Genomic DNA, 23,153 nt, shown 5'->3' with positions numbered 1-23,153 from the left:
CATGATCAGTTATCGATTTGCTGCTGGTGTCATCGCGGCGTTTAGCGCTGCCGGTTTCCTTGGTCTCTGGTTCGGAGACTTTCCCCAAGGCGGTCCCGAAGCGGGCATGTTCCATGTGTTCTCGCTGGCTGTGCTGTTTGCCGGCGCTGTTGGCTACGGATGTCTGGCGCTGTTTGGCTCTTCCGAGCAACCCGTAGAGCTGCAGTTCCCGACCATCGATCCTTCCCTAATTCCGGAGAAGGAACACCCATGACCGTCGACGGGTACGTCGCAGTACGCCAATTATTCGACCACGGATGGGGCAAGCGTCCGTCGGGCACTGGCGTGTACGTGCCGGTGCTCGCTGCCGCGATCGTCGCCAACCGCGACCACACCTCCGCCACCGTGCAGCCTATTGCGGTGGTGGACTTTTACGCACAGGAAGGAAGCCATGATGCACAACGACTCCGCCGCGATTCTTGACGACCTCCTCAGCCGCTGGCATCACTGGATGAAGGGAAAACCGGTGAACGGCGTCGACCGCCTGGAAGACCCGACCTTCCGTGACGCCCAATGCCGCAGCGGGTGGGATTCGGCCGGCGATGTGCTCGATCGCCAGATGGAGGGAATTGCGATGGCCGCAGTCGACTTCCATGTGAGCGGAGACAGCCGTGGGCAAGGAGGCATGCCCGAGCCATACCGTGCGGCGATCTACTGCATTGCTCGCAACTGCTACACCGGGCACAAGGTATGGATGAGCCCGCGCCTGCCTCGTGACCCCGAGGAGCGCGGCATTGTGCTGATGGAGGCTCGCAACATGCTCACCAAACGATTGCTAGCGGCTGGCGTGATGTGAAATAGTAGTTGACACAGCTATTGCGTTTTGCGATAGTCCTGCGCGTGGGGCAGTGGTGCCTCCAGAATTTCCCAAGCCGTCTAGGTGCAAGCCTCGGCGGCTTTTCTGTTTCTGGATGGTTGCCGGAGTGGCAACGGGTCGGCTTGCTAAGCCGTAGCCGGCCAGCAATGGCCGCCGAGGTTCGAACCCTCGACCATCCGCCATCAAATGGAAGCTGCCGTGCAGGGCACAAAGCGGTCTTGAAAACCGTGGGCGTCAGGGATGGCGCATGGTTCGATTCCTTCAGCTTCCGCCAGTTGTCTCCTCGATCAGGTTCGCGCTTGATCCTTGCCCGCCTCGTGCGGGCTTTCTTATTTCTGAGGTGCCAAATGCCACACATCCCCGTCTATGTGGTCGATTCGGTGACCGTTGATTCCAGCGGGAATAAGACAGCCAATGTCCTGAGAATTGTCAGATCTGACCTTCCCACCGGCCTTGTCCCTGTTGGCGCGTTAACGCTGGCAGCACCGGACGAAGATACCGCTGCACTGCTGGTGCCTGGCGCGAAGCTATGCATCGAATTCACAGTGTTCGAGACAGTGCCGCAGCGGGTCGATCACTACGAAGTGTTTGGTGAGCAGGTGCGCTGATGCTTATTGCCCTGATCGTCCTGTCCGTCCTGAACGTGGTGCTGACCTTCGTGGTGTTCTGCGGCCAGCGCGCGCTGTGGGCTCGCCTGCCCGAGCCTGTGGTGCAGAACTTCACGGTGGGAGACGTGGCTACGGCCGAGCAGGTTCGCAAGGCGATGCATCAGGCAAAGCCACCTACCGGGTCAGCGTGACTACCCAGCCTCGCCAACCCAGCTGGCGCGCAGACAAGCGCAAGACAGCAGAGCGCGGTTACGGCGGCAGATGGCAGAGGGAGCGCAAAGCCTTCCTCTCCAAGCCGGAGAACGTGCTGTGTGTCATGTGCACAGCCGAAGGAAAGGTGACCCAGGCCACTGTGGTCGACCACAAGGTGAAGCACGAAGGCGATCAGACGCTGATGTGGGACCAGACCAACTGGCAACCCCTGTGCAAGCGGCACCATGACTCGGACAAGCAGATGCGGGAGAAGTCTGGCCGCGCCCGGGTGCGAGTCGGCGAAGACGGATGGCCGGCCATTGATTCAAGGGCTCAATGCGAATGAACCGCATCTGCATGCACCACTGTGACGCAAAAGAGACATGTTGTGTGTTTGCAACGTCGCATCGTCGCAACGCACCAAAATGGGGCGGGGGAGGTCGCCCATCGGGAACCCCTCCGGCTTCCTGACCGGGCGCCAACCTTTCTTTTCACATCCACAATTCAGGATATAGGTCACATGCCACGACAGAGAACACCAAAGGCAAAGGCTGAGGTGTCCGGGGCAGCTTCGAAGAATGCTGCTCGATTCAAGGGGCGCAGCGCTCCGAAGCAGACCCGCCCGCTGGGTGAGCCCTACGCAACCATGACGTCGGAGCAAAAAGCGGCGTGGGCTGAAATTCAATTTGAGATGCCGTGGCTGACAAGCTCGGATCGAGTGCTGGTGCGCCTAGCGTGCTCATGGGTTGCACGCATGGAAAAGGACGATTTAGGGGTGGCTGCATCTAGCGCCTTGGCCTCGATCATGTCCAAGCTTGGCGCGACGCCAGTGGACGTCAGCAAGGTGAATCATGGCGGCGACGAAGACGACGAAGACCCGTCAAACGAGTTCTTCGGTCGACCGCACTAGGTCATATGCGCTGGCCGTTGTGGCTGGCGATGTAGCTGCCGGCCCGCACGTTCGCAACGCCTGCAAGCGGCATCTGCAGGATCTTGAGAAGGGCAAAGACCGCGGGCTGTACTTTGACGAAGAGGCCGCGGCCAAGGCATTCCGATTCTTCGAGGGAGTGCTGAAGCTGTCGGAAGGGCAGTTCGAAGGCAAGGCTTTCCAGCTGCACCAGAGTCAGGCATTCATCGTCGGTTCTCTGTTCGGATGGAAGCGCGCCGACGGCACCAGGCGATTCCGCCGGGCTTTCATCGAGCAGGGCAAAGGCAACGGCAAGAGCCCGCTTGCTGGTGGCATCGGCCTCTACGGTCTTACAGCAGACAGCGAGGCTGGCGCCCAGGTCTACGCGGCAGCGGCCAAGAAGGAGCAGGCCGGCATTCTGTTCGCCGACGCGGTCAAGATGGTGAAGGCATCCGCCGGCCTGAAGAAGCGGCTCGAGTTCTCGGGCGGCGAGGGTCGAGAGTACAACATCGCGTACCACCGAGCTACGAGCTTCTTCCGGCCGGTGTCGCGTGACACGGGCAAGACTGGATCTGGCCCGCGCCCGCATTTCGTTCTGGCCGACGAAGTGCACGAGCTGCCGGACCGAAAAAGCATCGAAATGCTGGAACGGGGCTTCAAGTTCCGCCGGCAGCCGCTGCTGTTCATGATCACGAACAGCGGCAGCGATCGGAACTCGGTTGCCTGGGAGGAGCATGAACACGCGGTGAAGGTGGCCGCAGGGCATACGGAGGCGGTGAATGATCCCTGCTTTGTCGGCGAAGTCATTGACGACACGACATTCAGCTACGTCTGCTCGCTGGACGACGGCGACGACCCGCTGAGGGACCCGACATGCTGGGCGAAGGCAAATCCGCTGCTGGGCGTGACGATCACGGAGAGCTATCTGCGCGATGTTGTGGCGCAGGCAAAGGCGATCCCCGGCCAGTTGAACGGCATCCTTCGGCTGCACTTCTGTGTGTGGACGGACGCGGAGACGGCTTGGATGACCCGGGCCACGCTGGAACCGGCCCTTGTGGATTTCGATCTGGCCGAACACGCGAAGGCCAAGGTCTTCGTCGGTCTGGACCTTTCGCAGAATCGAGACATCACCGCCAAAGCTTCGGTGGTGCAGACCGGTTTTACGGCAGACAAGAAGCCGACCTTTGACGCATGGATCGAGGCCTGGACGCCGGGCGACACCATCCAGGCGCGCGAGCTCAGGGACAAGATCCCGTACACGGTCTGGAAGGCGCAGGGATTCATCCATGCGCCGGCCGGCGAGAACATCAACTATCGGCACGTTGCGCAGTCGTTGGCAGAGGACGCAGCGCGCTACAACGTGCAGATGGTGGCCTATGACCGATTCGCCTTCAAGCGATTTGAAGAGGACGTCACCGAATTGGGTTTGAGCCTCGAGTTCATCGAGCACCCGCAGGGCGGCACGAAGAAGGGCTTCCCGACCGAGGCGATGAAGAAGGCGGCGGAAGCGAAGAAGGAGAAACCTGAGGGTCTGTGGATGCCTGGGTCGCTCCGCCTTTTGGAAGACGCATTGCTCGAGGGCCGCGTCCGGCTGAAGAAAAACCCGGTGTTGATCTCCGCAATGATGTCCGCGGTGATCGAAGAGGACAAATGGGGCAACCACTGGCTGGCGAAGACCCGGTCTATCAACAAGATCGACGCCGCGGTGGCGCTGGCTATGGCCTTCGGGGCAGCCAACGCGATCGCCACGGCGCCACGAAAACTCGTGCTGGCGACGGCGCGCTGAAACATGGCCTGCAAATGCATTGACCGACAGCGCAAGCTGACCGAATGGCTGTGCCGCAAAGGCATGACCAGCATGTGCAGACGGGCGCAGGCCCGACTAGCTCGAATGGAGGCGCAAGCCAAATGAAAATCGATCGCGCATACAGCCTTCTGGAAGTGAAGGCGCTGGACGAAGACAGCCGGACGATTTCCGGTATGGCGACGACGCCCGAGACGGACCGTGTCGGCGACGTCGTTGACCCCATGGGTGCGACCTTTGCGAAGGAAATCCCTTTGCTCTGGCAGCACCAGCACGACAAGCCCGTCGGCATGGCGACCTTCGGCAAGGCCACGAAGAACGGCATCCCCTTCACGGCCAGCCTGCCGGTGATCGCTGAGCCTGGCGCTCTCAAGGATTTGGTCGACATGGCCTGGCAGTCGGTGAAAGCCAAGCTTGTGCGCGGGGTGTCGATTGGCTTCCGCGCGCTCGAGTACTCGTTCATGGACGAGGGTGGCATCCGCTTCATGAAGACCGAGATCTACGAGCTGTCGCTGGTGACGATCCCGGCGAATGCCTCGGCCACCATCCAGACCATCAAAGCAATGGCCAGCCACCGGGAAGCAACCCGTGGCGTCCAACTGATCACCCGCGCCGCAGAAGTGCCGCGCGACCTGAAAGGCGCGATCCCTCTGATCCGCCGCTGACCGTCCGGCCCGCTGTTGCACGCGGGCTCGCTGAGTCACTTCCTCCAACGTGGGCCGCTAGTGAGCGGCCTTTTGCATTTCAAGGAGCCATCATGGCAAAAACTTTCGCTGAACAGATCGTCGATCTGAAGGCAACCCGCGACGCGAAGTTCGAAGAGGTCAAGACAATCGGCCAGCGTTCCGTCGACGAGAACCGTTCGATGGACACGGCTGAGGCCGAACAGTTCGACACAGCCGAAGCCGAGGTCAAGCGCCTCGACGCGGACATCGCCCGTCTCTCTCGTCTGGCTGAACTGGACAAAGCCAGCGCCAAGGCGCTGATCGTGCCCGGCCAGGCCAACGAGCCCGCCCGCGGCGGAGCTGAGCTGGTGCCCCTGCAACTGAAGACCGTCGAGAAGCTCGACCCTGGCATCGCTTTCGCGCGCTACGCCATGTGCCTGACCAAGGCCAAGGGCAATCACGAGCTCGCTGCTCGTCTGGCCGAGAAGCACTTCCCCCACACCGAGAGCGTCGTCAAGACCCTTAAGGCACAAGCCGAAGGTGCCGACCTGGCAAGCCTGCTGCACGCGAAGGCGACCGTCGCCGCCGGTGACACGACGAATGCCACCTGGGCCGCTCCGCTGGTCTACGCGCAGACGTTCATGGGCGACTTCATCGAGTACCTGCGCCCCCGCACGCTGATCGGTCAGGCGAACTTCCGACCGACGCCGTTCAACGTGCGAATCGGCGGCCAGACGAGCGGCGGCTCTGCTGCATGGGTAGGTCAAGGCAAAGCCAAGCCGGTGACGAAGTTCGACTTCAACGCCACGGTGATCCCGTTCACCAAGATCGCTGCGATCGCGGTGATCACGCAGGAACTGGCTCGCTTTTCTGACCCGTCGGCCGCCGCACTGGTGCGCGACTCGCTGGCCGACACGGTGATCGCGCGTATCGACGCCGACCTGTTCGACCCGGATCTTGCCGCGGTGGCCAACGTCTCGCCGGCCGGTCTGCTGAACGGCGTCACTCCGGTGGCTGTCGCCAGCAACACGATCGACTACAGCGATCCGGCATCGGTCCGCTGCGCCATCGCGCTGCTGTGGGCTCCGTGGGACTCGACCTACCTCGGTGCACGCCCGGCGTACTACACGACGCCTGCGGTCGCGCGTCAGCTGTCGCTCTCGCGTGAAGCGCTGGGCACCGTCGCCTTCCCCGGCATGACGCCGATGGGCGGCACGCTCGACGGCGTGCCGGTGCGCGTGTCGCAGTACCTGGCCAACAACGGCGGCTCCGGCGGTGCTCCGTTCATCCTCGTCGATGAATCGGAAATCTTCCTGGCCGACGACGGCGCGGTGACACTGGATGCCACCGACCAGGCTTCGATCGAGATGTCCGACACTCCGGCCGGCTCGTCGAACCCGGCCGTGGCCGCTTCGAGCGTCAACCTTGTGTCGATGTGGCAGACCAACAGCGTCGCATTCCGAGCCGAGCGCTTCGTCTGGTGGGGTCCGCGTCGCGCTGGCGCTGTCCAGTGGATCGACGGAATGCCCACCAGCTGCTGATCGATCGCTGCTGATTGAAAGGGGCCCCGATGTGGGCCCCTTTCTGTTCAAGGAGACGAAATGGACAGAGTGGATTTCACTTTCAAGAACGGGCACACCCGGATCATGGCGAAGCGCCAGGCGGAATTGCTCGGCAAGGCAGGCTTTGGCACCTACCAGACCCGCGACATGTCCGCACAGCCGATGGTGACGCGCCCGATGGTGGCTCAGGCGGCCACGCCTCCCGAAGTCGAGGCAGAGACGACGGATGGTGACGGCCTCGATGCCATGGACCGCGAGCAGTTGCACGCCCTGGCGAAAGATCGCGGCGTGAAGGTTCACCACATGGCCGGCGCCGACAAGGTGCGTGCGGCCCTGCGCGAGTCAGCATGAAGATCCTCGGGTTCAGCATCACGCGCGAAGGCGCTCAGAAGGCGCTGCACAACGTCGGCAGCGGTTTCCGGGACGGCTGGCGCCGGATTCTTGAGCCCTTCAGCGGTGCATGGCAGCGCAACATTGAAGAGAAGCGCGGCGACCTGCTGACCTATCCGACGCTGTACGCCTGCATTTCCCGCATCGCCTCCGACATCGGGAAGCTCCCTTTCACACTGCAGAGGCGGCTTGAGTCAGGCGTCTATGCGCCGACCACAAATTCGTCTTATGACCCCGTCCTTCGGAAGCCGAACGCGTTCCAGACGCAGGGGCAGTTCCGCGAGTACTGGATGATTTCCAAGCTGACGCATGGCAACACCTATGCGCTCAAGCGCCGTGACGACCGAAATGTCGTGGTCGACCTCTACATCCTCGATTCCTGCCGCGTGCAGCCCATGGTTTCCGACCGTGGTGAAGTGTTCTACCAGCTCTACACGGACCCGCTGAACACGCTCCCCGAAGACTATCCGGCGGCCGGCCTGATCGTGCCGGCGAGCGAGATCATCCACGATCGGTGCATGACGCTGCACCATCCCCTGATCGGCATTCCGCCCCTGGCGGCGGCGCACTGGCCAGCGCTGAAGAACATGAAGATCATGCGCAGTGCGACCGAGTTCTTCGCGAACAACGCGCAGCCGGGCGGCATCTTGACTGCGCCAGCCGGCATGACTGAGGAAGACGCGGCCGACGTCAAGAAGTACTGGGAAACCGAGTTCACAGGCTCGAATGCTGGCCGTGTGGCCATCATCGGTGCGGACATGAAGTTCACGCCGTTCGCCATGAAGAGCATCGATTCCCAGATGGTCGAGCAGATGCGCTATTCGGACGAGCAGATCTGCCAGCCTTTCGGCATCCCGCCGTTCAAGGTGGGCATCGGCACGATTCCATCAGGCCTGGGCGTCGACGGCGTGAACCAGATGTACTACCAGGACGCGCTGCAGACGCACATCGAGCACATGGAAGCGCTGCTGAACGAGGGCCTGAAGATCGCCACACCCCTGAGCGTCGAGCTCGACCTTGAGCCGCTGCTGCGCATGGACGAATCCAAGCGCGCCGAGGTTGAAAGCAAGCTGGTCGGCGGAAAGATCAAGCTGCCGGACGAAAGCCGCCAGCGCTTCAACCTGGCTCCGACACCAGGCGGAGACACGTTGTGGGGTCAGCAGCAGGATTACCCGCTGGGCATGCTGAAGGATCGCAAGGACTGGGACCCGAACATGCAACCGCCGGCTCCACCGCCTCCGAATCCTCCTGCGCCGGCTCCTGCCCCCGATGCGCCGCCTCCGGACCAAGCCAGTGAGGCCGAGAAAAAGCTGAAGTCCGAGATCGAGATGCACCGGGCGATCCGCGCCGCACAGCAACGGCGCAAGCACCACGAAAGGAACGCCCATGTTTGACCCGGAAGCCTTTGGTGCGGCAATGGCCGACCTCATCGAAGAGGCAGTAGCGCCACTGCAGAAGCGCATCAGCGAGCTCGAGGCACAGATTGCCAAACCTGTCGACGTCTCTGCACAGGTCGAGCGCGCTGTTGCTTTGGCTGTCGCTTCGCTTCCGCCGCCAAGAGACGGAAGAGACGGGTTAGACGCCACCCCAGTCGTTGTCGACGACGTTGTCGCCGAGGTTTTGCGTCAAATGCCCGTTCCGGCCAATGGCACTGACGGTCGCGATGGAATTGATGGAGCCGATGGCGTCAATGGCGCTGACGGCCTCGGTCTCGCTGGCGCCATGATCGATCGCACTGGCGCTCTCCTGATCACGCTGACGAATGGCGATGTGAAGAACCTCGGCCCGGTGGTGGGTAAGGACGGAGTCGACGGGAAAGATGGCCTGAGCCTGGATGGTTTCGAACTCGAATACGTCCCGGAGACCCACGAGATCGCTCTGAAGGCAACTGCTGCCGGCCGGGTGAAGGAATTGCGCTATCCCGCCGGCGGCATCCGTCCTGCTGGCTACTGGCGCGAAGGCACCAAGGCCAAGGCTGGGGAGGCATGGGTTCACGATGGCTCGACCTTCTATGCCAAGACCGACACAGCCGCGAAGCCTGAATCGAAGTCCGACGACTGGATCATCGGCGCGCGCCGCGGTCGCGATGGCGAGACCACGTTCAAAACCGTGAACGCCGGTCCGGCGCCGGCAATCAAGTTGGGGTCGTGAGATGGAAGGCCTGGTCACCCTTGACGAGGTGAAGTCGCAGCTGATGATGGACAACGATGCAGCCGACGGCTGGATCAACCTGATGATTCAGGCCATCAGCGGCGCGGTGATGACCTGGCTGAAGGAAGAGTGGCGTGCCTACGTGGTAGTGCTCGGTGCCGACGGCAAGCCAGTGCTCGACAGCAACGGTGATCCGATCGTGTCGCTGGATTCGAACGGCGATCCGATCGTCAAGCCGGTGGTCAAGGCTGCAACGCTGGTCGAGATCGCTTCGCAGTTCCGTTTCAGGGACGGCGACGGTGCGGCTGCGGTGCCTTCCACATCCGGCCACGGCTACGTGCTGGGCGCCGGCGCAACGAATCTGCTTTCGGGGCTTCGCCGCTCCACCTTGAAATGACGCTCGCAGCCGGTCGCCTCCGCCATAGGGTGCTGATCGAACGCAAGGATCTGGCGCGCGACAGCAGCGGGGAAGTGATTCAAGATCCGGAGACTGGCGATACACAAGAGGTCTGGGTTTCTGTGGCGGAGGTCTATGCAGCGATCGAGCCGCTCAGCGCGCGCGAGTTTCTGGCAGCGCAGGCAGTTCAATCCCAGGTGACGGCGCGAATCGTCATCCGGCATCGGCCGGGCATGGTCGGTGCGCTGCGACTGGTGCACATGGTGAATGGAGCTCGAGGCACGGTCTACAACCCGGCCGGGTTTTTGCCGGACAAGGAATCTGGCCTCGAATATTTGACTTCGCCGGTGAGCGCCGGCGTGAGCGATACCGGCCAATGATCTTTGCGGTGCTGGCGACGGGGCCGAGCATGTGCCAGTCGTTCGCCGACCAGGTGCTCGGCCGCGCTAGGGTGATTGCGGTCTCAGATTCCTACCGCCTCGCGCCGTGGGCTGATGCTCTGGCGTCGACGGATTTTTCGTGGTGGCGTCAGCATCCAGAGGCTGCGCGCTTCAGAGGTCGCAAGTTCAGCGGCATGGTTGACTACCAGAACGTGGAGGGAGTGGAGAAACTCGCCGGCGAGAGCGCTACGAACTCCGGCCTACTGGGAGTCAAGGTGGCAGTACTCATGGGCGCTACGACGGTCCTTTTGTGCGGATTCGACCTGCACAGCCCGGGCGAGCATTTCTTTGGCCGACACGGCGGTTCGCTGAGGTCGACGACGGCGCAACGTATGGAAGCCTTCAAGCGCCAGTTCGAGCGGTATCAGCCGCGTGGCGTGGAGATCATCAACTGCACGCCCGGGTCAGCGCTGCGCGTGTACCCGACGGCAAGTCTCAATGCGTGCCTTGCTGAACCTGCGCTACACGGTTCCTGAGCGCCGGGCGGCCTTTGAGAAAGGTCTGAAGAGGATCGGCGATCCGGAGGTGTTCTGCACCTGGAATCGAATTGGCGCCGCTGACCAGGTCGCCAAACAATACGAGGCGCGCGGACTTCCGGTCATCGTGGCCGAAAACGCGGCATGGGGGAATGAGTTTGCTGGGCGGCAGTGGTACTCGTTGGCTCGAGGGATGCACAACACGGCGGGGCGCTTCCCGATCGGCGGGCCTGAGCGGTTCGACAGTCTGAATGTGCGGCTTGATGCATGGAGAACTGCAGGCGAGCGGGTCGTACTCCCGCAGCGCGGCATCGGCCCTGCTGGTGTGGCGATGCCCAGAGACTGGGCGGCGCACCAAGCCGGTCGTGTTCGGGCGCATCCCGGCGCACGATCATGCGTGCCGCTCGAGCAGGACTTGTCCGCGGCTGGCGAAGTGGTGACATGGGGCAGCGGTGCGGCAATCAAGGCGCTGATGTGGGGCATCCGGGTTGAATCACACATGCCCGGCTGGATCGGCGAGCAGGACAACACAGACCCCGGGCGGCTGGCAATGTTCCACCGGTTGGCTTGGGCTCAATGGACTCTCAAGGAAATCGAGAGCGGCGAGCCATTCGAGAGGCTGATTCGATGCGATTGCTGATGACGGGGCGCGGCACCAGCGGAAGCTGGCAGATCCGCGGCATCCAACTGGCACAGGCCATGGGAGCGACCGCTGAACCTCACGCGCGCACCTTCGACGGTTACGACATGGCGGTGCTGGTGAAGCGTCCGACGGAGGACCTACTGCAGCGCCTGCGCCGGGCAAACGTGCCGTTGATCTGGGATGTGGTCGATGCGTGGCCCCAGCCAGCAGGGAATGAATGGAACCGGGAGCGCTGCCTTGAATGGCTGAAGGAGATGGTTCGAACGGTACGGCCTGCAGGGATCGTCGCAGCGACGCACGAGATGGCTGCTGACTGCGCCCACGTCGGCGTTCCAGTGCTGGTGCTGCCGCACCATGCGCGACCTGGTCTTCGGGTGAATCCCATTCGGCCGCTCAAGGTGGTGGGCTACGAGGGTGCGCTTCACTACCTGGGGCGCTGGTTGCCGGTCATAGAACAAGAGTGCGCGGCGCGCGGTTGGTCTTTCGTGGTCAACCCGGCGGAGCTTGCCGACGTCGACGTCGTGCTGGCGCTCAGGGATTGCGATGGCTACGCGCCGAGGAACTGGAAGAGCAATGTGAAGCTGGCGAATGCCCAGGGGAGCGGAACGCCAGTGATCTGCAATAGGGAGGCGGGGTATCTGGAGACGCAATCCGGCGCAGAGCACTGGGCCGACAGTGCAGACGAACTGGCCGCGGCCTTCGACGCGCTGACGCCGACGGCTGAACGGCTCGCAGCCTCTCGACGCTTGGTGAAGGCCGCGCCGGCCGTCGACTCTGTGGCTGCGACATACCTGCAATGGCTTCGGTCGAGCTTCTGAGCGCGGCGCGGCCGACGAGTACCGCCAGACGGTTGCTCAAGCGCTTCGCCTGCGCAGTCAGGGCCGCCGGCGATTCGCTCATTGAGACAAGTCGCTACCGCGGTGGGTGCGATTGGCTGGTGCTCTTCGGGATCGGTGATTCGCGGCACGACGCAGCAAGGCGGCATCAGATCGCTCAAGGCGGAAGGGTTCTGCACTGGGATCTCGGATACACAGGACTGCGAAAGGGCGAGGGTCATCTGCGGATGTGCATAGACAGCGATCACCCGCAGGATTGGCTCAACCGGACGCCACTGGAGCCGAGCCGGTGGGATGCCTTAGGCCTTTCGATGAGGGATGACGGAGACGCAAGCGGCCCGGTCATCCTGGTTGGGCTCGGAAAGAAGTCGCGCAGCTACTTGAACGCTGCGCAGTGGGAAGCACGAAAGCTCAAGGCGCTGCAGAAGCGGTTCCCCAGCCGGCGGATCGTGTTCCGTCCGAAGGGCGACGAAAAGCTGCAACTGCCATGCGAGAGCGATTCGCGGGAGCTGATTGCAGAGGTGCTTCAGGGCGCATCGCTTGTGGTCTGCCGACACAGCAATGTCGCGGTCGACGCAACGATTGCCGGAGTTCCGTTCGAAGCGGAGGACGGCGCTGCGATGTGGCTGCAGGCTCGAGAGTTCAGCGCAGCCAACAGACTGGAATTTCTACAGCGTCTTGCCTGGTGGCAGTGGCGCGCGGATGAGGCTGCGGAGGCGTGGGCCTTCGCTAAAAGGATGGCGAGTACATGAAGCTGAACATCGGATGCGGCGGCCGGCGGATCGAGGGCTATACGGGCGTCGATGCTGTCGAGCGGACGGCGGCTGACATCGTGGCGCGCGCTGACTCGATCCCGCTGGAGGATGACAGTGTCGACGAGATCATGGCGATCCATCTTTGGGAGCATTTCTACAGGTGGGAGTGCGACGAGGTCATAGCCGAGTGGTCACGCCTGCTGAAGCCGGGCGGCGTCCTGGTGCTCGAGCTGCCCAACCTGCGCAAATGCTGCGAGAACATCCTAAGCATCCGGATGCGCGGCGGCAAGGAGCCCGACCAGCTGAGCTACTGGGGGTTGTACGGCGATCCGCGCCAGGGCGACCAGTTCATGGCTCACCGGTGGGGATGGATGCCCGAGACCCTCAAGCCATTCCTGGAGGCGCACGGTTTCGTCAAGGTGGTGGAGCGACCGACGAAGTTTCACCCGGCCGGCCGGGACCATCGAGACTTCCGTCTCGAGGCTAGAAAGGCCTGACGTGATCGATCTGTTCTGCGGGTTCGATGAAAGAGAGGCTGCTGGGTATCACACCTTCTGCGCCAGCGTCATCAAGCGTGCATCCAAGCCGGTCCGAATCACGCCGTTGGCCGCGATGGGACTGCCGCAGGGCTCGAATACCTTCACCCTGTCTAGGTTCCTGGTGCCTTACCTCATGGGCTTCAAAGGGCGGGCCATCTTCATGGATGCGTGCGACATGCTCATGCTGGCCGACGTGGCGGAGCTCGACGCGCTATTCGACAAGCGGTTCGCCGTGCAAGTTGTGAAGCATGGCGACTACGAAAGCGAGCACCAACGCAAGTACGTCGGGACCGAAATGGAGTGTTTTCAGAGCAACTACAGCAGGAAGAACTGGGCGAGCGCCATGCTGATCAACTGCGAGCACGCGGCATGGTTCGCGATGACGCCAAAGATGCTTTCGCTGGCCGAGCCGATCGACCTGCTGCAGTTCAAGCACTTCGAAAACAAGGAAATTGGGGCGTTGCCCGCAGAGTGGAACGTCCTGATCGACGAGGGCCAGGCGCGGGAAGGAGCGAAAGTCCTGCATTGGACCGCCGGTCTGCCCACCTTCCGGCACTACCGGAACGCGCGCGGCTCGGCCGACTGGTTCGCCGAGCACGAAATCATGAACAGGGGAATGCAATGACGCACTCCCAAACTCGGTCACGAACATGCTGAAAATCTCGATGCATCGCGGTACTGGCGCAGATCTACGTGACCTGCTCATCAGAGAATTGAGCATCCCCAATGGTGCGAAGTGGTTCGAGGTGAAATTCCATGCTGACGGGCAGGTGACCGTCGCCTGTGAGTACTTCCCTGACGAACTTCCGCAAGTCGCCGACGAGCCTGATCAGCCCGACCCACCCAGCTATGGGGGTCTGAATGGCTGACACCAGGACCTTGCACGGCCTCGACGGCGTGCTTGCTGCCTTGAAGGCTCTGCCGCCCGAGATCGTCAGCAAGAACGGCGGCCCTGTGAAGGCTGCGCTGCGCAAGGGCGGCGTGGTGATCCAGAAGGCCGCGCAGGAGAACGTCCGGCGAGTGGTGGCCAACACTCAGGCCAACGGCTACGCGAGCACCAAGACGCTCGAGAAGGCTGTAGTGGTACGGCGCGACCCCAACCCACAGCGCAGCAATGCAAGCGAGCGCTACCGTGTTCTGATCGCGCGCGGCCGCAAGTATGAGGAGCGCACCAACAAGGGCAAGCCGCTGACCGCGGTCATGACCGGACGGTGGCTTGAGTTTGGCGATGAGCATCAGCCCGCCGAACCCTGGATGACACCGGCGTTCATGAGCAGCAAGGAGCGCGCGCTGTCTACAGTCGTCGATGAACTGCGCAAGGGTGTCGAACGGGCAATCCGGAAGGTTTCGAAGGGATTGTGATGCTGCCTGCCGTCTACCCGTTGCTCGCTGCCTCGCCAGCGGTGCTCGCGCTTATCGGCGACGACCCGGCGCGGGTCTACCGCCATGGCAGCGCGCCGCAGGACGTGCTGAAGCCCTATGTCACCTGGAGCGTGCCTGGCGGCTCTGCCGAGATCACGCTTGAGCAACCAGATGCGGACACGTTCCGCGTGCAGGTCGACTGCTGGTCCGAAGACAAGGACCAGATCGACGTATTGGCCGGCGCCGTTCGCGCTGCGGTTGAGAAGGGATCGCAGCTGGTCGCATACATCGCCGACGAACGCGACTTCGAGACGAAGCGCTTTCGCATCGGCTTCACGTTCGATTTCATAAAGCCGCGCTGAGCGGTTCTCTTTTCCTCCACCAGGCCGCCTTCCGCGGCCTTTTTTTCGTACCAAAGAAAGGCCATCACCATGGGCACCGTCATCAAATCGCAGGGCACCGACCTGTACTGGGCATCGCTGAATGGCGACGTCAACCGCGTGGTTTGCGCCACCAACATCTCCGGCCTGGGTGGCGCGCGGGACCAGATCGAGACCTCGTGCCTCGACAACACGACCGACAAAACCTTCGTTGGCGGTCTCGGCACTCCGGGGCAGGTCACGGTGGGCTTCAACGTCCACAAGAACGAGATCAGCCACGAGGAGCTTCTGGCGCTGAAGGAATCGGGCGATGTCGTTTCGTGGGGCATCTACTCCTCGGACGGCACGACTGTTCCTGTTGCTGACAGCAACGCGGTACTTCAGCCCGTGCCGGATCGCGCCTCGGCGATCTTCCAGGGCTACGTGTCCGACATCAACATCGACATCGCCGGCAACGACATCTGGAAGGGCACGATCACCATCCAGCGCAGCGGCAGCGTCGACTTCGACATGACCACGGCATGAGCAAGTACGACGCCTTCCTCGTGTCGCCGGAGGTGCACGAGCGCACGGTGGAGCTCGCCGATGGCAGCACACATATCCTGCACTTCCGCGAGCTCCCCGTGTCGGTTTACCGCAAGTTTCAGATCGCAGAGCAGTCGGCCGACGAGGATGTGCGCGCGGGCAGCATGGCAAGACTGATCGCGGCAAGCCTGTGCGAGCCCGACGGGAAGCCGGCTTTGACCTACGACCAGGCGCTGCAGCTCAAGCCCGGCCCTTGCAATGCGCTCTTCGCCGCGATCCTTTCGCTGCATGGAGTCGGCGACAAGGGAAAAGCCTCGCCGAGCGCGGAGACGAATGGTTCTGGCACGTCCTCGCCCTCGCCCTCGGCAAAACAGTAGGCGAGCTGCAGAGCACGATCACCATCAGCGAGTACGAACGATGGATCGAGTTCTACAGGCTCAACCCCTTCGATGACATGCACCGATTCCACAGGCCTGCTGTCCTGATCGCCAAGAGCATGGCGGGCGGAGACGAGAGGGCAATGCTGGATTGGCTCCAGCCTCCGCCCATCACTGGCCACACCAGCGCCGACCTTGACTTGTTCCGCGCCGCCGGCGTGCAACCGCCTCCGAAAAGAACCTCATGACCATCGGCACCATCACAGTCGACCTGCTCGCGCGCACCGGCTCGTTCGAAGCGGACATGAACCGTTCGGCGAAGCTGGCGGAGAAGCGCGCCAAGGAGATTGAAGCCGCTGTCACGAAGGCAGGAGCCGCTGTCGGGGCGGCGCTTGGCTTGCTGGCTGTCGGGACGGCAGCGGTGGTCAGTAGAAACGTAGAAGCGATCGCCAGCTTCAAGGACCTGTCCGACAAGATTGGCGATTCGGCCGAGCAGATCGCCACCTTGCAGATGGCGCTGACGCTGTCTGGCACCAGCGCAGACACCTTCGCCGCGGCATCCATCAAGCTCACGTCGTCGCTCGCCAAGACCGACGACGAATCGAAGGCGGTGGGGACGGCACTGAAGGACATTGGCCTCGAGTTCGACTCGTTCAAGAAGCTGTCCCCGGTGGAGCAGATGGACGCCGTGGCCAAAGCCCTGGACAACTTCGCTGACGGCGCTGGGAAGACGGCAATCGCTGTCTCCCTGTTCGGCAAGGCCGGTGCGGAACTGCTTCCGTTCCTCCACGACCTGGCGGAAGGCGGCGAGCGGCAAGTCAAACTGACTGCTGACCAAATCGCCGCTGCCGACGACTTCTCGAAGGCGACAGCGCGTCTCCGAGGAGAGTTCACTGCGTTCACGCAACAACAGGTCGCAGGGCTGATCCCTTCTTTGCAGGCCGCTCTAGAACTCTTCTCGGACCTCGCGAAGAATCAAGCAACGGTGGAAGTGGTGACCGATGTTCTGAGCGGCACAGTGAAGGCTGCGACCGTCGTGTTTCAGACGCTCGCTGTCGTTGGCTCTGATGTGGGCTTCGTTTTCCTAGGTGTAGCACGAGAAATCGCATCTGTGATTGCTCAGCTTGATGCGCTGATTCGAATGGATTTCAGCGGCTATACGGCCATCAGCGAAGCGGTAAAGGAGGACGGGAAGAGAGCTCGGAAAGAACTCGACGCGTTTCAGGCGAGAGTGATGTCAGTAGGGCAGAACGTGGCGGCCGTGGACCCGGCTGGACTTGGCGGGATGCTCAATTTTGCCGGCGCCATCACCGGCATCAAGCCTGTGCTGACCGCCACGGCGCCTCCGAAAACCGGTTCCGGAAAGAAGGACAACAGCGCCGAGCAAGAGGCCAAGGCTCAACTTGCCGCTGACCTCGAGGACATCAAGAAGGGCACGGCTGCGCTCACGAATGCCTACGACAACCGCGAGAAGATCCTTTCGGCGCAGCGCTCGGCAAACCTGATCAGCGAGGCTGACTACTTCGAGGAGCGGCGCAAGCTGCAGGTCGAAGGCGACCGGCTAGAGCAGGAGAGCTTGCAGAAGGCCGTCGACCGACTCCAACAAGAGCAGGGCCGGCTGACCGGCAAGGACGCGATCGACAACCAGCGAAAGCTGAAGGACGCCATCGCAGACCTCGACAAGGCCCGCGCGAATTCCGCGGCGAACCTGAAGGTGTTGGACATCCAGGCGACCGATTCGGCAAGCAAGATCGCCAAGGCCTTCGTCGATGCGCGAGAGGCGGCACAGTCGTTCCTCGACGTGACGAACCGGGCGCGCGAACTCGAGGTCACTGGTATGGGGCAGGGCACGAAGAGCCGTGACCTGGCATCCGCGCTGAACCAGATCGAACAGACCTACGACCAGAAGCGCCAGGACCTCGAGCGGGACAACAGGAACGGGAAGTTTGCCGGCCGCCAGGCCGACTACGAGCGTGAGCTTGCGCTGATTCAGGAGTTCCAGAAAAAGTCGATCGACAGCTACAAGGACTACTACGCTCAAATCGAACTGAGACAGAAGTCGTTCGCGCTAGGGATCTCGGAGGGCGCACGCAACTACTTCGACGAGTCGCAGAATGTTTTCAAGCAGACCGAGGAGGCCGTCACGCGCGCTTTCGGCGGGATGGAAGATGCACTGGTCAATTTCGTGAAGACCGGCAAACTGGACTTCAAGAGCCTGGTGGATTCGATCCTGAGCGACATAGCCCGCATCGTCATCAAGCAGCAGATCACCGGCCCGCTGGCCGGCTTGCTCAGCAGCCGGCTCGGCGGCGGCAGCAGCGGACCGAGTTCCGCGGAAATGGGCGTCTTCGACACATTCATCCAGGGGCTTGCAGGCACTCGCGCCACTGGCGGCCCTGTTGGTGCCGGCGGCACGTACCTTGTGGGTGAGCGAGGGCCTGAACTCTTCACGCCGAACACGGCGGGAAAGATCATCCCGAACCATGCGCTCGGTGATCCATCCTCCGGCGGCACCACCGTCTACAACTTCACTGTCGGCGACGTGGCCAGCGTCAGCATGGTCAAGCAAGCCATTGCCGCGTCACAAGCACAGACCGCATCGCGGATCGGCCGCAGCCAGCGATTCGCAGGGAGTCTGTCGCAATGAGCCTGATTGCACTCCCGGCCGGCTTCTGCCCGAACTCGTTCAGCATGCGCCTGCAGACGAATCAGCGCGCCTTCGCATCTCCATTCGGCGGCAGTGAGCAGGTCATCGACATGGGGAACGACCGGTGGTTGGTCTCTCTGAGCCTGCCGAACCGTAAGTTTGCTGATGCGGCGCGAGTCGAGGCATTCATTGCGTCGCTTCGAGGCATGACGAACACGGTGGCGCTTTTCCACTGGATCCGCAAGGTGCCGCGGGGAACGATGCGTGGCAGTCCAGTCGTTGCAGTAGGGGCACCCTTGTTCGTCGGCGATCCGAACATCCAAGTGACGACGACGGCGGGGGCGACGCTGCTTGCCGGTGACATGGTTGGCGTTGGTGGCCAGCTATTCCAAGTGGCGAAAGACGTAGTCGCCAATGGCTCTGGAGCAATGAACATCGACGTGGTCAACCGTTCAAGAGTAGCGGCAGCCAGTGGCTCGCAGGTTGTCTGGGACAAGCCGACAGCGCTTTTTCGCCAGTCCTCGCAATCTGCTGTGCAGTACATCCCGGGGTACGCGACCGAAGTGTCAATTGATTTCGTGGAGGCGGTCTCGTGAGAATCATCGCGGGACCGGCGCTGGCGGCTATGAGTGCTGCCCAGTTGGCCATTGCGCAGCTGGTTTACATGGGGTTCCCAGGTCTGCCCATTGCTCTCAACAACTGGAATTTGCCGCTTGTTTATGGCGGGGTGACCTACATGGGCGCGGCGGGGCTCGGCTCGATCAGCCCCATCGAAGACTCCCCTGGGGAGATCAAGGGGCTGCAGTTCGAGATGTCGGGCGTTCCGATAGAGAACCTTGCTCTCGCCCTTGCAGATTCCACCATCGTTCAGGGCACCCCGATTTCGATTCGCCTCGCCATCGTCTCGGGCGCCCAGGTGCTCGATGCACCGCTCGATTGGACCGGACTTATCGACACGATGAGCATTCAGGAAGACGGGAATACGTGCTCCATTGCGGTGACGGCAGAGAGCACGGCTGTTGATCTTCTGCGCGGGACCTCGCTGACCACCAGCGATGCTGACCAGCGGTTTCTCTACCCCGGTGACAGGGCCTTCGAATACATCGTCTCTCAGGCGAACGTGCCCATCGTCTGGCCCACCAAGCAGTACTACATCGATAGCCGCTGATGAAGCTACCCGACTGGCAAAAGCGCTTTTCCGAGTTCGGCAAGGCGCGCGCAAGGATGCCCTTTGCATGGGGCTCGAACGACTGCTGCACCTTCGCCGCAGCCGGTGTTGAGGCGATCACGGGCGTGAACCCCATGGCATCGGTTGAGCCCTACGACAGCGAGTTCGGGGCGATGCGGAGGGTTGCTGAGGCCGGCGGCCTGCAGGCGCTGGCGTCCGAATACCTTGGCACATCCGTTTCCCCTTTGCTGGCAAGCGTCGGGGATGTCGTTCTGGTGCTGAACGAAGACCGGGAAATGCTGGGCATCTGCAATGGCGTGAACGTCATGGCGCCGGGAGAACTTGGCATGGTCGCCTTGGGCATGGAAGCCGCACTTGCGGCCTGGAAGATCTAATGCCACAAGCAATTGCATACGGGTTGGCAGCGGTTTTCACTGGCGGAACGATTACGGCCGCAGTGACTTTCGCTGCCTATGCCATCTCGATCGTAGGTACGTTGGCGCTGAGCAGCTACCAGAAGCGCAAGGCAGAGCGCGTGGCAAGGGCTCAGTTCGATGCGGCTCAGGTCGACCGCCTGGCCAACGTGCCGGGCACCGTGGTGCAGCGCGAACTGGTGCTGGGCCGGGTTCGGAAAGGTGGTCACGTCTTCTTCAAGACCAGCGTCGGTCAGTACAAAGAGCTGTTCATCATGTGCATCGCCGTGGCCGAGCACGAGATCGACGGCATCGAGCAGGTCTATCTGAACGACCAGCCAGTCGACATCAACAGCGGCGGGCAGGTGACGACGGCGCCCTACGGCCGGGCAGCCACGCTGAGTGCGGACAAGGACGTGCCATTCGGCATGCTGACCGTGACGCTCGACTACGATCCAGTTCCCGGCTCCGTCTCGGCCAGCGAAGTTGCTCCTGGCGGAGTCGGCAGCCACGCACTGGATTGCACGGTCAGCGGACGTGTCGTGACCATCAAGGAGCCACTGCCAGGCTGGACCGCCCGCGTTCACTACCAGTACTCGGGGTTCAATTCCTTCGTCAACATCCGCTGGCACCTCGGCGCTCCGGGGCAGCAGGCAGATCCTGCGCTGGTGGCAATGCTGCCGGGAGTGTGGACGCCAGACCACCGTGTGTCCGGCGTCGCCTACCTGGTTTGCCAGTTCGCATACAACGACACGGCTTTGCCGTCTGGTATTCCGACGGTGACGGTTCAGCTTCGCGGCGCAAAGGTGCTCGACACCCGCACGGGTCTGACGGAGTTCTCGGAGAATCCCGCGCTCCTGATGCGGCATGTGCTGCAGCATCCCCAATTCGGCAAGCGCACTGGGTTCACGCCAGCAGAGGACACGCGCATCATCGCCGCGGCCAACGCATGCGACGACACGATCGACTACATCCCTGGCACCGTGGTCCGCTTGTACCGGGGCGCCTCAGTGTTTCCGTTTGGCACCGCCACGCGCGACGTGCTCGACGACCTGGCGCAGGCCATGGGCGGGGAATGGGCCTACGCTGCCGGCGAGTTCTTCGTGCGTGCCGGGGTGTACCAGCTGCCGGTGATGAGCCTGACCGACCGAGACTTGGCCGTCGTGCAGCGAAGCAATGACGGTTCGGAAAGCCAAAGCGGCATCACGATCAGCCCCCACCAGCCGCGCAACGAGAAGTTCAATACGGTGGCGATCCGGATCTGGGACCAGGCGGCCAACTACGTCGAAACTCCGATCACGCCATTCCGCGCTGATGCACTGGTCGCGGCCGACGGCGCAGAGCTGTCGCAGGAAGTCACGATGCCTGCGGTGTTCTATGCCGGGCAGGCGTATCACATCGCCGGGATCATGCTGCGCGACAGCCGGGACCCGCTGACGGTTTCGCTGCCTTTCAAGATGTCGGCCTACCCGCTCGAGCTCTTCGACGGCGTGACGTTGACTCTTGCCCGATATGGCTGGGTGAACAAAGAGTTTCGCGTCATGGCTCGCACGTTCTCGCCCGAGGGCTTGGTGCAGTTGACGCTGAAGGAAACCACGGCGGCGATCTTCACCTGGGGCGCAGGCTTCCTGCCGGGTGGCTATGCGCCCAACACCGGCTTGCCCAAGCCGTGGGACATCAATCCCCCGACGCTGCTGTCGATCAGCAGCGGCGAAGGTGAGCTGGTCATTCAGAGCGACGGGACGATCGTCAATGGCGTGCGCGTGACCTGGGCGCCCATCGCCGACCAGTCGATCGTGCAGGGCGGCCAGGTCGAACTGCAATACCGTGTTCTGCCTGATGGCGGCTGGATCAGCGTGCTTGCACCGGGGGAAGCGACCGAGGTGAAGTTCACTGGCGTGGAGGACTTGGCGCTGATCCTCGTTCGCCTGCGCACGCGCAACAGCCTCGCGGTGAGCGACTGGGGACAGCAGGTTCAGCACCAGGTCATCGGCAAGACCGAGCCGCCGCCCAACATCGAGAACCTCACGGTCTCAGGCAGCGTGCTCTCTTGGACGATGCCGCGGCGTGTGCCTGACCTGGCCGGCTTCGTCTTCAGATTTCAGTACGGCAACAACACCGACTGGAACAGCGCAGCCCTGCTGCACAACGGGCTGATCACCGAAAGTCCTTACGACTTGGTGACGCGGCCGGGCGGCGTGGTGACCATCATGGGCAAGGCCCAGGACACCAGCGGGAACCAGTCTGCGGCTACGGCCAACATCGTGATGAACCTGGGCGACCCGCCGATCGCCAACATCATCGAGCAGTGGGACTTCGACGCCCTCGGGTGGCCGGCGCAACCGGGAGAGCAAAGCGGATGGACCCTGGTGGGCGGGAAGCCATCGGCCGATGCGCTCGACTCGCTCTACGGCACGGACGACCAGAGCTTCTATGGCGCCGACCTCGATCCCTTCTACGACATCGGCGCGTATGGGCAGATGGTCTACGTGACCACGGAGATTTCGATCTCTTCTGCGCTGGCTGGGTCGATCATGACCCTGAACACGCAGACGCAGGGCACGGACTTGCACATCGATTTCCGGTTGTCAGGCCCGGGCTCTCTCTACGGTGCCGACAACGATCCGATGTACGGGCCGGATGCAGACCCGTTCTACGACGGTCCCGGTGCATGGCAGCCGTGGCCGGGCCAGCTCATTGCTGCGAACGAGGTCTACCAATTCCGCGTGACCATCGGCGCCGGCGTTGACCGCGGCATCCTGGAAGAGATGGTGCTGACGATCGATGCGCCCGATCTGGAAGAAGAGATCCCGGACCTGGCGGTTTCCTCAGGGGGGACAACCATCCCCTACACGAAGAACTTCACTTCGATCAAGACCGTGCAGGCAACCATCCAAGCCAACGGCAGCGGGGCGCGCACCCCAGAGATCACGAAGACTTTGCCGCTGGCGCCAGTCATCCGGCTATTGAATGCGGCCGGCGTCGCCGTATCGGGCGCCACCGCAGATATCACCCTCAAGGGCTACTAGTCCTCATCGCTTCGACCTTCGGGCCGCCTTC

At 62.5% G+C, this 23,153-nt stretch carries 31 protein-coding genes and 1 tRNA gene; all 32 read left to right on the top strand.

The window, feature by feature from the left end; all coding sequences use genetic code 11:
* The first annotated feature begins 1 nt into the window (after nucleotide 1).
* The 32 genes from AACL56_RS21810 (at nucleotide 2) to AACL56_RS21655 (ending at nucleotide 23,122) form a co-directional block, all read left to right on the top strand.
* On the top strand, nucleotides 2-253 hold the full coding sequence (locus tag AACL56_RS21810) for a hypothetical protein (protein ID WP_339091891.1): 252 nt from the start codon (nucleotides 2-4) through the stop codon (nucleotides 251-253).
* Nucleotides 250-462, top strand: coding sequence for a hypothetical protein (locus AACL56_RS21805; RefSeq protein WP_339091890.1), 213 nt, complete (start codon nucleotides 250-252; stop codon nucleotides 460-462). Before AACL56_RS21810 ends, AACL56_RS21805 begins: the two co-directional genes overlap by 4 nt.
* Nucleotides 431-835, top strand: a complete 405-nt coding sequence (locus tag AACL56_RS21800) for a hypothetical protein (protein WP_339091889.1) — start codon at nucleotides 431-433, stop codon at nucleotides 833-835. Before AACL56_RS21805 ends, AACL56_RS21800 begins: the two co-directional genes overlap by 32 nt.
* Nucleotides 836-948: 113 nt before the next feature.
* A tRNA-Ser gene (locus AACL56_RS21795) sits at nucleotides 949-1,038 on the top strand.
* Nucleotides 1,003-1,464: a hypothetical protein gene (locus tag AACL56_RS21790; protein WP_339091888.1), complete on the top strand. Its 462-nt coding sequence runs from the start codon at nucleotides 1,003-1,005 to the stop codon at nucleotides 1,462-1,464. The genes AACL56_RS21795 and AACL56_RS21790 overlap by 36 nt, the downstream gene beginning before the upstream one ends.
* Nucleotides 1,464-1,655: a hypothetical protein gene (locus tag AACL56_RS21785; protein ID WP_339091887.1), complete on the top strand. Its 192-nt coding sequence runs from the start codon at nucleotides 1,464-1,466 to the stop codon at nucleotides 1,653-1,655. Before AACL56_RS21790 ends, AACL56_RS21785 begins: the two co-directional genes overlap by 1 nt.
* Nucleotides 1,652-2,002, top strand: a complete 351-nt coding sequence (locus AACL56_RS21780; RefSeq protein WP_339091886.1) for an HNH endonuclease — start codon at nucleotides 1,652-1,654, stop codon at nucleotides 2,000-2,002. The genes AACL56_RS21785 and AACL56_RS21780 overlap by 4 nt, the downstream gene beginning before the upstream one ends.
* Nucleotides 2,003-2,176: 174 nt before the next feature.
* On the top strand, nucleotides 2,177-2,566 hold the full coding sequence (locus tag AACL56_RS21775) for a hypothetical protein (protein ID WP_339091885.1): 390 nt from the start codon (nucleotides 2,177-2,179) through the stop codon (nucleotides 2,564-2,566).
* A complete protein-coding gene (locus tag AACL56_RS21770; RefSeq protein ID WP_339091884.1) occupies nucleotides 2,508-4,349 on the top strand; it encodes a terminase large subunit in 1,842 nt (613 codons plus the stop codon). The genes AACL56_RS21775 and AACL56_RS21770 overlap by 59 nt, the downstream gene beginning before the upstream one ends.
* A 122-nt stretch (nucleotides 4,350-4,471) precedes the next feature.
* Nucleotides 4,472-5,032 carry an HK97 family phage prohead protease gene (locus tag AACL56_RS21765; RefSeq protein WP_339091883.1) on the top strand — a complete coding sequence of 187 codons (561 nt, stop codon included), beginning with the start codon at nucleotides 4,472-4,474 and terminating at the stop codon, nucleotides 5,030-5,032.
* A gap of 92 nt (nucleotides 5,033-5,124) precedes the next feature.
* Nucleotides 5,125-6,573 (top strand): phage major capsid protein, encoded by a 1,449-nt coding sequence (locus AACL56_RS21760; RefSeq protein ID WP_339091882.1) that lies wholly within the window; start codon nucleotides 5,125-5,127, stop codon nucleotides 6,571-6,573.
* A 60-nt stretch (nucleotides 6,574-6,633) separates the two neighbouring features.
* Entirely contained in the window at nucleotides 6,634-6,945 is a 312-nt protein-coding gene (locus AACL56_RS21755) for a hypothetical protein (RefSeq protein ID WP_339091881.1), read from the top strand.
* Nucleotides 6,942-8,378: a phage portal protein gene (locus tag AACL56_RS21750; RefSeq protein ID WP_339091880.1), complete on the top strand. Its 1,437-nt coding sequence runs from the start codon at nucleotides 6,942-6,944 to the stop codon at nucleotides 8,376-8,378. Before AACL56_RS21755 ends, AACL56_RS21750 begins: the two co-directional genes overlap by 4 nt.
* Nucleotides 8,371-9,135 (top strand): hypothetical protein, encoded by a 765-nt coding sequence (locus tag AACL56_RS21745; protein WP_339091879.1) that lies wholly within the window; start codon nucleotides 8,371-8,373, stop codon nucleotides 9,133-9,135. The genes AACL56_RS21750 and AACL56_RS21745 overlap by 8 nt, the downstream gene beginning before the upstream one ends.
* Before the next feature lies 1 nt (nucleotide 9,136).
* Nucleotides 9,137-9,532: a hypothetical protein gene (locus AACL56_RS21740; protein WP_339091878.1), complete on the top strand. Its 396-nt coding sequence runs from the start codon at nucleotides 9,137-9,139 to the stop codon at nucleotides 9,530-9,532.
* The gene (locus tag AACL56_RS21735) at nucleotides 9,529-9,912 is read left to right on the top strand and encodes a phage head closure protein (protein WP_339091877.1); all 384 of its coding nucleotides are present in this window, start codon (nucleotides 9,529-9,531) and stop codon (nucleotides 9,910-9,912) included. The genes AACL56_RS21740 and AACL56_RS21735 overlap by 4 nt, the downstream gene beginning before the upstream one ends.
* The gene (locus AACL56_RS21730) at nucleotides 9,909-10,448 is read left to right on the top strand and encodes a hypothetical protein (RefSeq protein ID WP_339091876.1); all 540 of its coding nucleotides are present in this window, start codon (nucleotides 9,909-9,911) and stop codon (nucleotides 10,446-10,448) included. Before AACL56_RS21735 ends, AACL56_RS21730 begins: the two co-directional genes overlap by 4 nt.
* Entirely contained in the window at nucleotides 10,411-11,088 is a 678-nt protein-coding gene (locus AACL56_RS21725; RefSeq protein ID WP_339091875.1) for a hypothetical protein, read from the top strand. The genes AACL56_RS21730 and AACL56_RS21725 overlap by 38 nt, the downstream gene beginning before the upstream one ends.
* Complete coding sequence (locus tag AACL56_RS21720) at nucleotides 11,076-11,909, top strand: hypothetical protein (protein ID WP_339091874.1); 834 nt, start codon at nucleotides 11,076-11,078, stop codon at nucleotides 11,907-11,909. The genes AACL56_RS21725 and AACL56_RS21720 overlap by 13 nt, the downstream gene beginning before the upstream one ends.
* Nucleotides 11,888-12,679 (top strand): hypothetical protein, encoded by a 792-nt coding sequence (locus AACL56_RS21715; protein ID WP_339091873.1) that lies wholly within the window; start codon nucleotides 11,888-11,890, stop codon nucleotides 12,677-12,679. Before AACL56_RS21720 ends, AACL56_RS21715 begins: the two co-directional genes overlap by 22 nt.
* The gene (locus AACL56_RS21710; RefSeq protein WP_339091872.1) at nucleotides 12,676-13,179 is read left to right on the top strand and encodes a class I SAM-dependent methyltransferase; all 504 of its coding nucleotides are present in this window, start codon (nucleotides 12,676-12,678) and stop codon (nucleotides 13,177-13,179) included. Before AACL56_RS21715 ends, AACL56_RS21710 begins: the two co-directional genes overlap by 4 nt.
* Before the next feature lies 1 nt (nucleotide 13,180).
* Nucleotides 13,181-13,846 (top strand): glycosyltransferase, encoded by a 666-nt coding sequence (locus AACL56_RS21705; RefSeq protein ID WP_339091871.1) that lies wholly within the window; start codon nucleotides 13,181-13,183, stop codon nucleotides 13,844-13,846.
* 25 nt (nucleotides 13,847-13,871) lie between these two features.
* Nucleotides 13,872-14,090 carry a hypothetical protein gene (locus tag AACL56_RS21700; protein WP_339091870.1) on the top strand — a complete coding sequence of 73 codons (219 nt, stop codon included), beginning with the start codon at nucleotides 13,872-13,874 and terminating at the stop codon, nucleotides 14,088-14,090.
* The gene (locus AACL56_RS21695; protein ID WP_339091869.1) at nucleotides 14,083-14,583 is read left to right on the top strand and encodes an HK97-gp10 family putative phage morphogenesis protein; all 501 of its coding nucleotides are present in this window, start codon (nucleotides 14,083-14,085) and stop codon (nucleotides 14,581-14,583) included. Before AACL56_RS21700 ends, AACL56_RS21695 begins: the two co-directional genes overlap by 8 nt.
* Nucleotides 14,583-14,945 (top strand): DUF3168 domain-containing protein, encoded by a 363-nt coding sequence (locus tag AACL56_RS21690; RefSeq protein ID WP_339091868.1) that lies wholly within the window; start codon nucleotides 14,583-14,585, stop codon nucleotides 14,943-14,945. Before AACL56_RS21695 ends, AACL56_RS21690 begins: the two co-directional genes overlap by 1 nt.
* Nucleotides 14,946-15,014: 69 nt before the next feature.
* A complete protein-coding gene (locus AACL56_RS21685) occupies nucleotides 15,015-15,488 on the top strand; it encodes a phage tail tube protein (protein ID WP_339091867.1) in 474 nt (157 codons plus the stop codon).
* Nucleotides 15,485-15,865 (top strand): phage tail assembly chaperone family protein, TAC, encoded by a 381-nt coding sequence (locus tag AACL56_RS21680; RefSeq protein WP_339091866.1) that lies wholly within the window; start codon nucleotides 15,485-15,487, stop codon nucleotides 15,863-15,865. Before AACL56_RS21685 ends, AACL56_RS21680 begins: the two co-directional genes overlap by 4 nt.
* Before the next feature lie 244 nt (nucleotides 15,866-16,109).
* Nucleotides 16,110-18,512, top strand: a complete 2,403-nt coding sequence (locus AACL56_RS21675) for a phage tail tape measure protein (protein ID WP_339091865.1) — start codon at nucleotides 16,110-16,112, stop codon at nucleotides 18,510-18,512.
* A complete protein-coding gene (locus tag AACL56_RS21670; protein ID WP_339091864.1) occupies nucleotides 18,509-19,108 on the top strand; it encodes a hypothetical protein in 600 nt (199 codons plus the stop codon). The genes AACL56_RS21675 and AACL56_RS21670 overlap by 4 nt, the downstream gene beginning before the upstream one ends.
* Entirely contained in the window at nucleotides 19,105-19,680 is a 576-nt protein-coding gene (locus AACL56_RS21665) for a hypothetical protein (protein ID WP_339091863.1), read from the top strand. Before AACL56_RS21670 ends, AACL56_RS21665 begins: the two co-directional genes overlap by 4 nt.
* The gene (locus tag AACL56_RS21660) at nucleotides 19,680-20,075 is read left to right on the top strand and encodes a DUF6950 family protein (protein WP_339091862.1); all 396 of its coding nucleotides are present in this window, start codon (nucleotides 19,680-19,682) and stop codon (nucleotides 20,073-20,075) included. Before AACL56_RS21665 ends, AACL56_RS21660 begins: the two co-directional genes overlap by 1 nt.
* Before the next feature lie 62 nt (nucleotides 20,076-20,137).
* Nucleotides 20,138-23,122: a phage tail protein gene (locus AACL56_RS21655; RefSeq protein WP_339091861.1), complete on the top strand. Its 2,985-nt coding sequence runs from the start codon at nucleotides 20,138-20,140 to the stop codon at nucleotides 23,120-23,122.
* Nucleotides 23,123-23,153 lie beyond the last annotated feature (31 nt).

This window comes from Variovorax paradoxus, from assembly GCF_902712855.1.
Classification (GTDB): domain Bacteria; phylum Pseudomonadota; class Gammaproteobacteria; order Burkholderiales; family Burkholderiaceae_C; genus Variovorax; species Variovorax paradoxus_Q.
The sequence above is the reverse complement of the archived record's forward strand: the minus strand, read 5'-3'. Positions and strand labels throughout refer to the sequence as shown.

What these genes read in the sequence shown, in the direction of transcription:
- AACL56_RS21690 (WP_339091868.1), top strand. Translation starts at nt 14,583, where the DNA reads ATGCTGCCTGCCGTCTACCCGTTGCTCGCTGCCTCGCCAGCGGTGCTC.
- AACL56_RS21715 (WP_339091873.1), top strand. Translation starts at nt 11,888, where the DNA reads ATGGCTTCGGTCGAGCTTCTGAGCGCGGCGCGGCCGACGAGTACCGCC.
- AACL56_RS21800 (WP_339091889.1), top strand. Translation starts at nt 431, where the DNA reads ATGATGCACAACGACTCCGCCGCGATTCTTGACGACCTCCTCAGCCGC.
- AACL56_RS21675 (WP_339091865.1), top strand. Translation starts at nt 16,110, where the DNA reads ATGACCATCGGCACCATCACAGTCGACCTGCTCGCGCGCACCGGCTCG.
- AACL56_RS21785 (WP_339091887.1), top strand. Translation starts at nt 1,464, where the DNA reads ATGCTTATTGCCCTGATCGTCCTGTCCGTCCTGAACGTGGTGCTGACC.
- AACL56_RS21790 (WP_339091888.1), top strand. Translation starts at nt 1,003, where the DNA reads ATGGCCGCCGAGGTTCGAACCCTCGACCATCCGCCATCAAATGGAAGC.
- AACL56_RS21725 (WP_339091875.1), top strand. Translation starts at nt 10,411, where the DNA reads ATGCGTGCCTTGCTGAACCTGCGCTACACGGTTCCTGAGCGCCGGGCG.
- AACL56_RS21760 (WP_339091882.1), top strand. Translation starts at nt 5,125, where the DNA reads ATGGCAAAAACTTTCGCTGAACAGATCGTCGATCTGAAGGCAACCCGC.
- AACL56_RS21720 (WP_339091874.1), top strand. Translation starts at nt 11,076, where the DNA reads ATGCGATTGCTGATGACGGGGCGCGGCACCAGCGGAAGCTGGCAGATC.
- AACL56_RS21810 (WP_339091891.1), top strand. Translation starts at nt 2, where the DNA reads ATGATCAGTTATCGATTTGCTGCTGGTGTCATCGCGGCGTTTAGCGCT.
- AACL56_RS21685 (WP_339091867.1), top strand. Translation starts at nt 15,015, where the DNA reads ATGGGCACCGTCATCAAATCGCAGGGCACCGACCTGTACTGGGCATCG.
- AACL56_RS21765 (WP_339091883.1), top strand. Translation starts at nt 4,472, where the DNA reads ATGAAAATCGATCGCGCATACAGCCTTCTGGAAGTGAAGGCGCTGGAC.
- AACL56_RS21730 (WP_339091876.1), top strand. Translation starts at nt 9,909, where the DNA reads ATGATCTTTGCGGTGCTGGCGACGGGGCCGAGCATGTGCCAGTCGTTC.
- AACL56_RS21680 (WP_339091866.1), top strand. Translation starts at nt 15,485, where the DNA reads ATGAGCAAGTACGACGCCTTCCTCGTGTCGCCGGAGGTGCACGAGCGC.
- AACL56_RS21735 (WP_339091877.1), top strand. Translation starts at nt 9,529, where the DNA reads ATGACGCTCGCAGCCGGTCGCCTCCGCCATAGGGTGCTGATCGAACGC.
- AACL56_RS21775 (WP_339091885.1), top strand. Translation starts at nt 2,177, where the DNA reads ATGCCACGACAGAGAACACCAAAGGCAAAGGCTGAGGTGTCCGGGGCA.
- AACL56_RS21770 (WP_339091884.1), top strand. Translation starts at nt 2,508, where the DNA reads ATGGCGGCGACGAAGACGACGAAGACCCGTCAAACGAGTTCTTCGGTC.
- AACL56_RS21750 (WP_339091880.1), top strand. Translation starts at nt 6,942, where the DNA reads ATGAAGATCCTCGGGTTCAGCATCACGCGCGAAGGCGCTCAGAAGGCG.
- AACL56_RS21670 (WP_339091864.1), top strand. Translation starts at nt 18,509, where the DNA reads ATGAGCCTGATTGCACTCCCGGCCGGCTTCTGCCCGAACTCGTTCAGC.
- AACL56_RS21700 (WP_339091870.1), top strand. Translation starts at nt 13,872, where the DNA reads ATGCTGAAAATCTCGATGCATCGCGGTACTGGCGCAGATCTACGTGAC.
- AACL56_RS21710 (WP_339091872.1), top strand. Translation starts at nt 12,676, where the DNA reads ATGAAGCTGAACATCGGATGCGGCGGCCGGCGGATCGAGGGCTATACG.
- AACL56_RS21805 (WP_339091890.1), top strand. Translation starts at nt 250, where the DNA reads ATGACCGTCGACGGGTACGTCGCAGTACGCCAATTATTCGACCACGGA.
- AACL56_RS21660 (WP_339091862.1), top strand. Translation starts at nt 19,680, where the DNA reads ATGAAGCTACCCGACTGGCAAAAGCGCTTTTCCGAGTTCGGCAAGGCG.
- AACL56_RS21740 (WP_339091878.1), top strand. Translation starts at nt 9,137, where the DNA reads ATGGAAGGCCTGGTCACCCTTGACGAGGTGAAGTCGCAGCTGATGATG.
- AACL56_RS21745 (WP_339091879.1), top strand. Translation starts at nt 8,371, where the DNA reads ATGTTTGACCCGGAAGCCTTTGGTGCGGCAATGGCCGACCTCATCGAA.
- AACL56_RS21755 (WP_339091881.1), top strand. Translation starts at nt 6,634, where the DNA reads ATGGACAGAGTGGATTTCACTTTCAAGAACGGGCACACCCGGATCATG.
- AACL56_RS21695 (WP_339091869.1), top strand. Translation starts at nt 14,083, where the DNA reads ATGGCTGACACCAGGACCTTGCACGGCCTCGACGGCGTGCTTGCTGCC.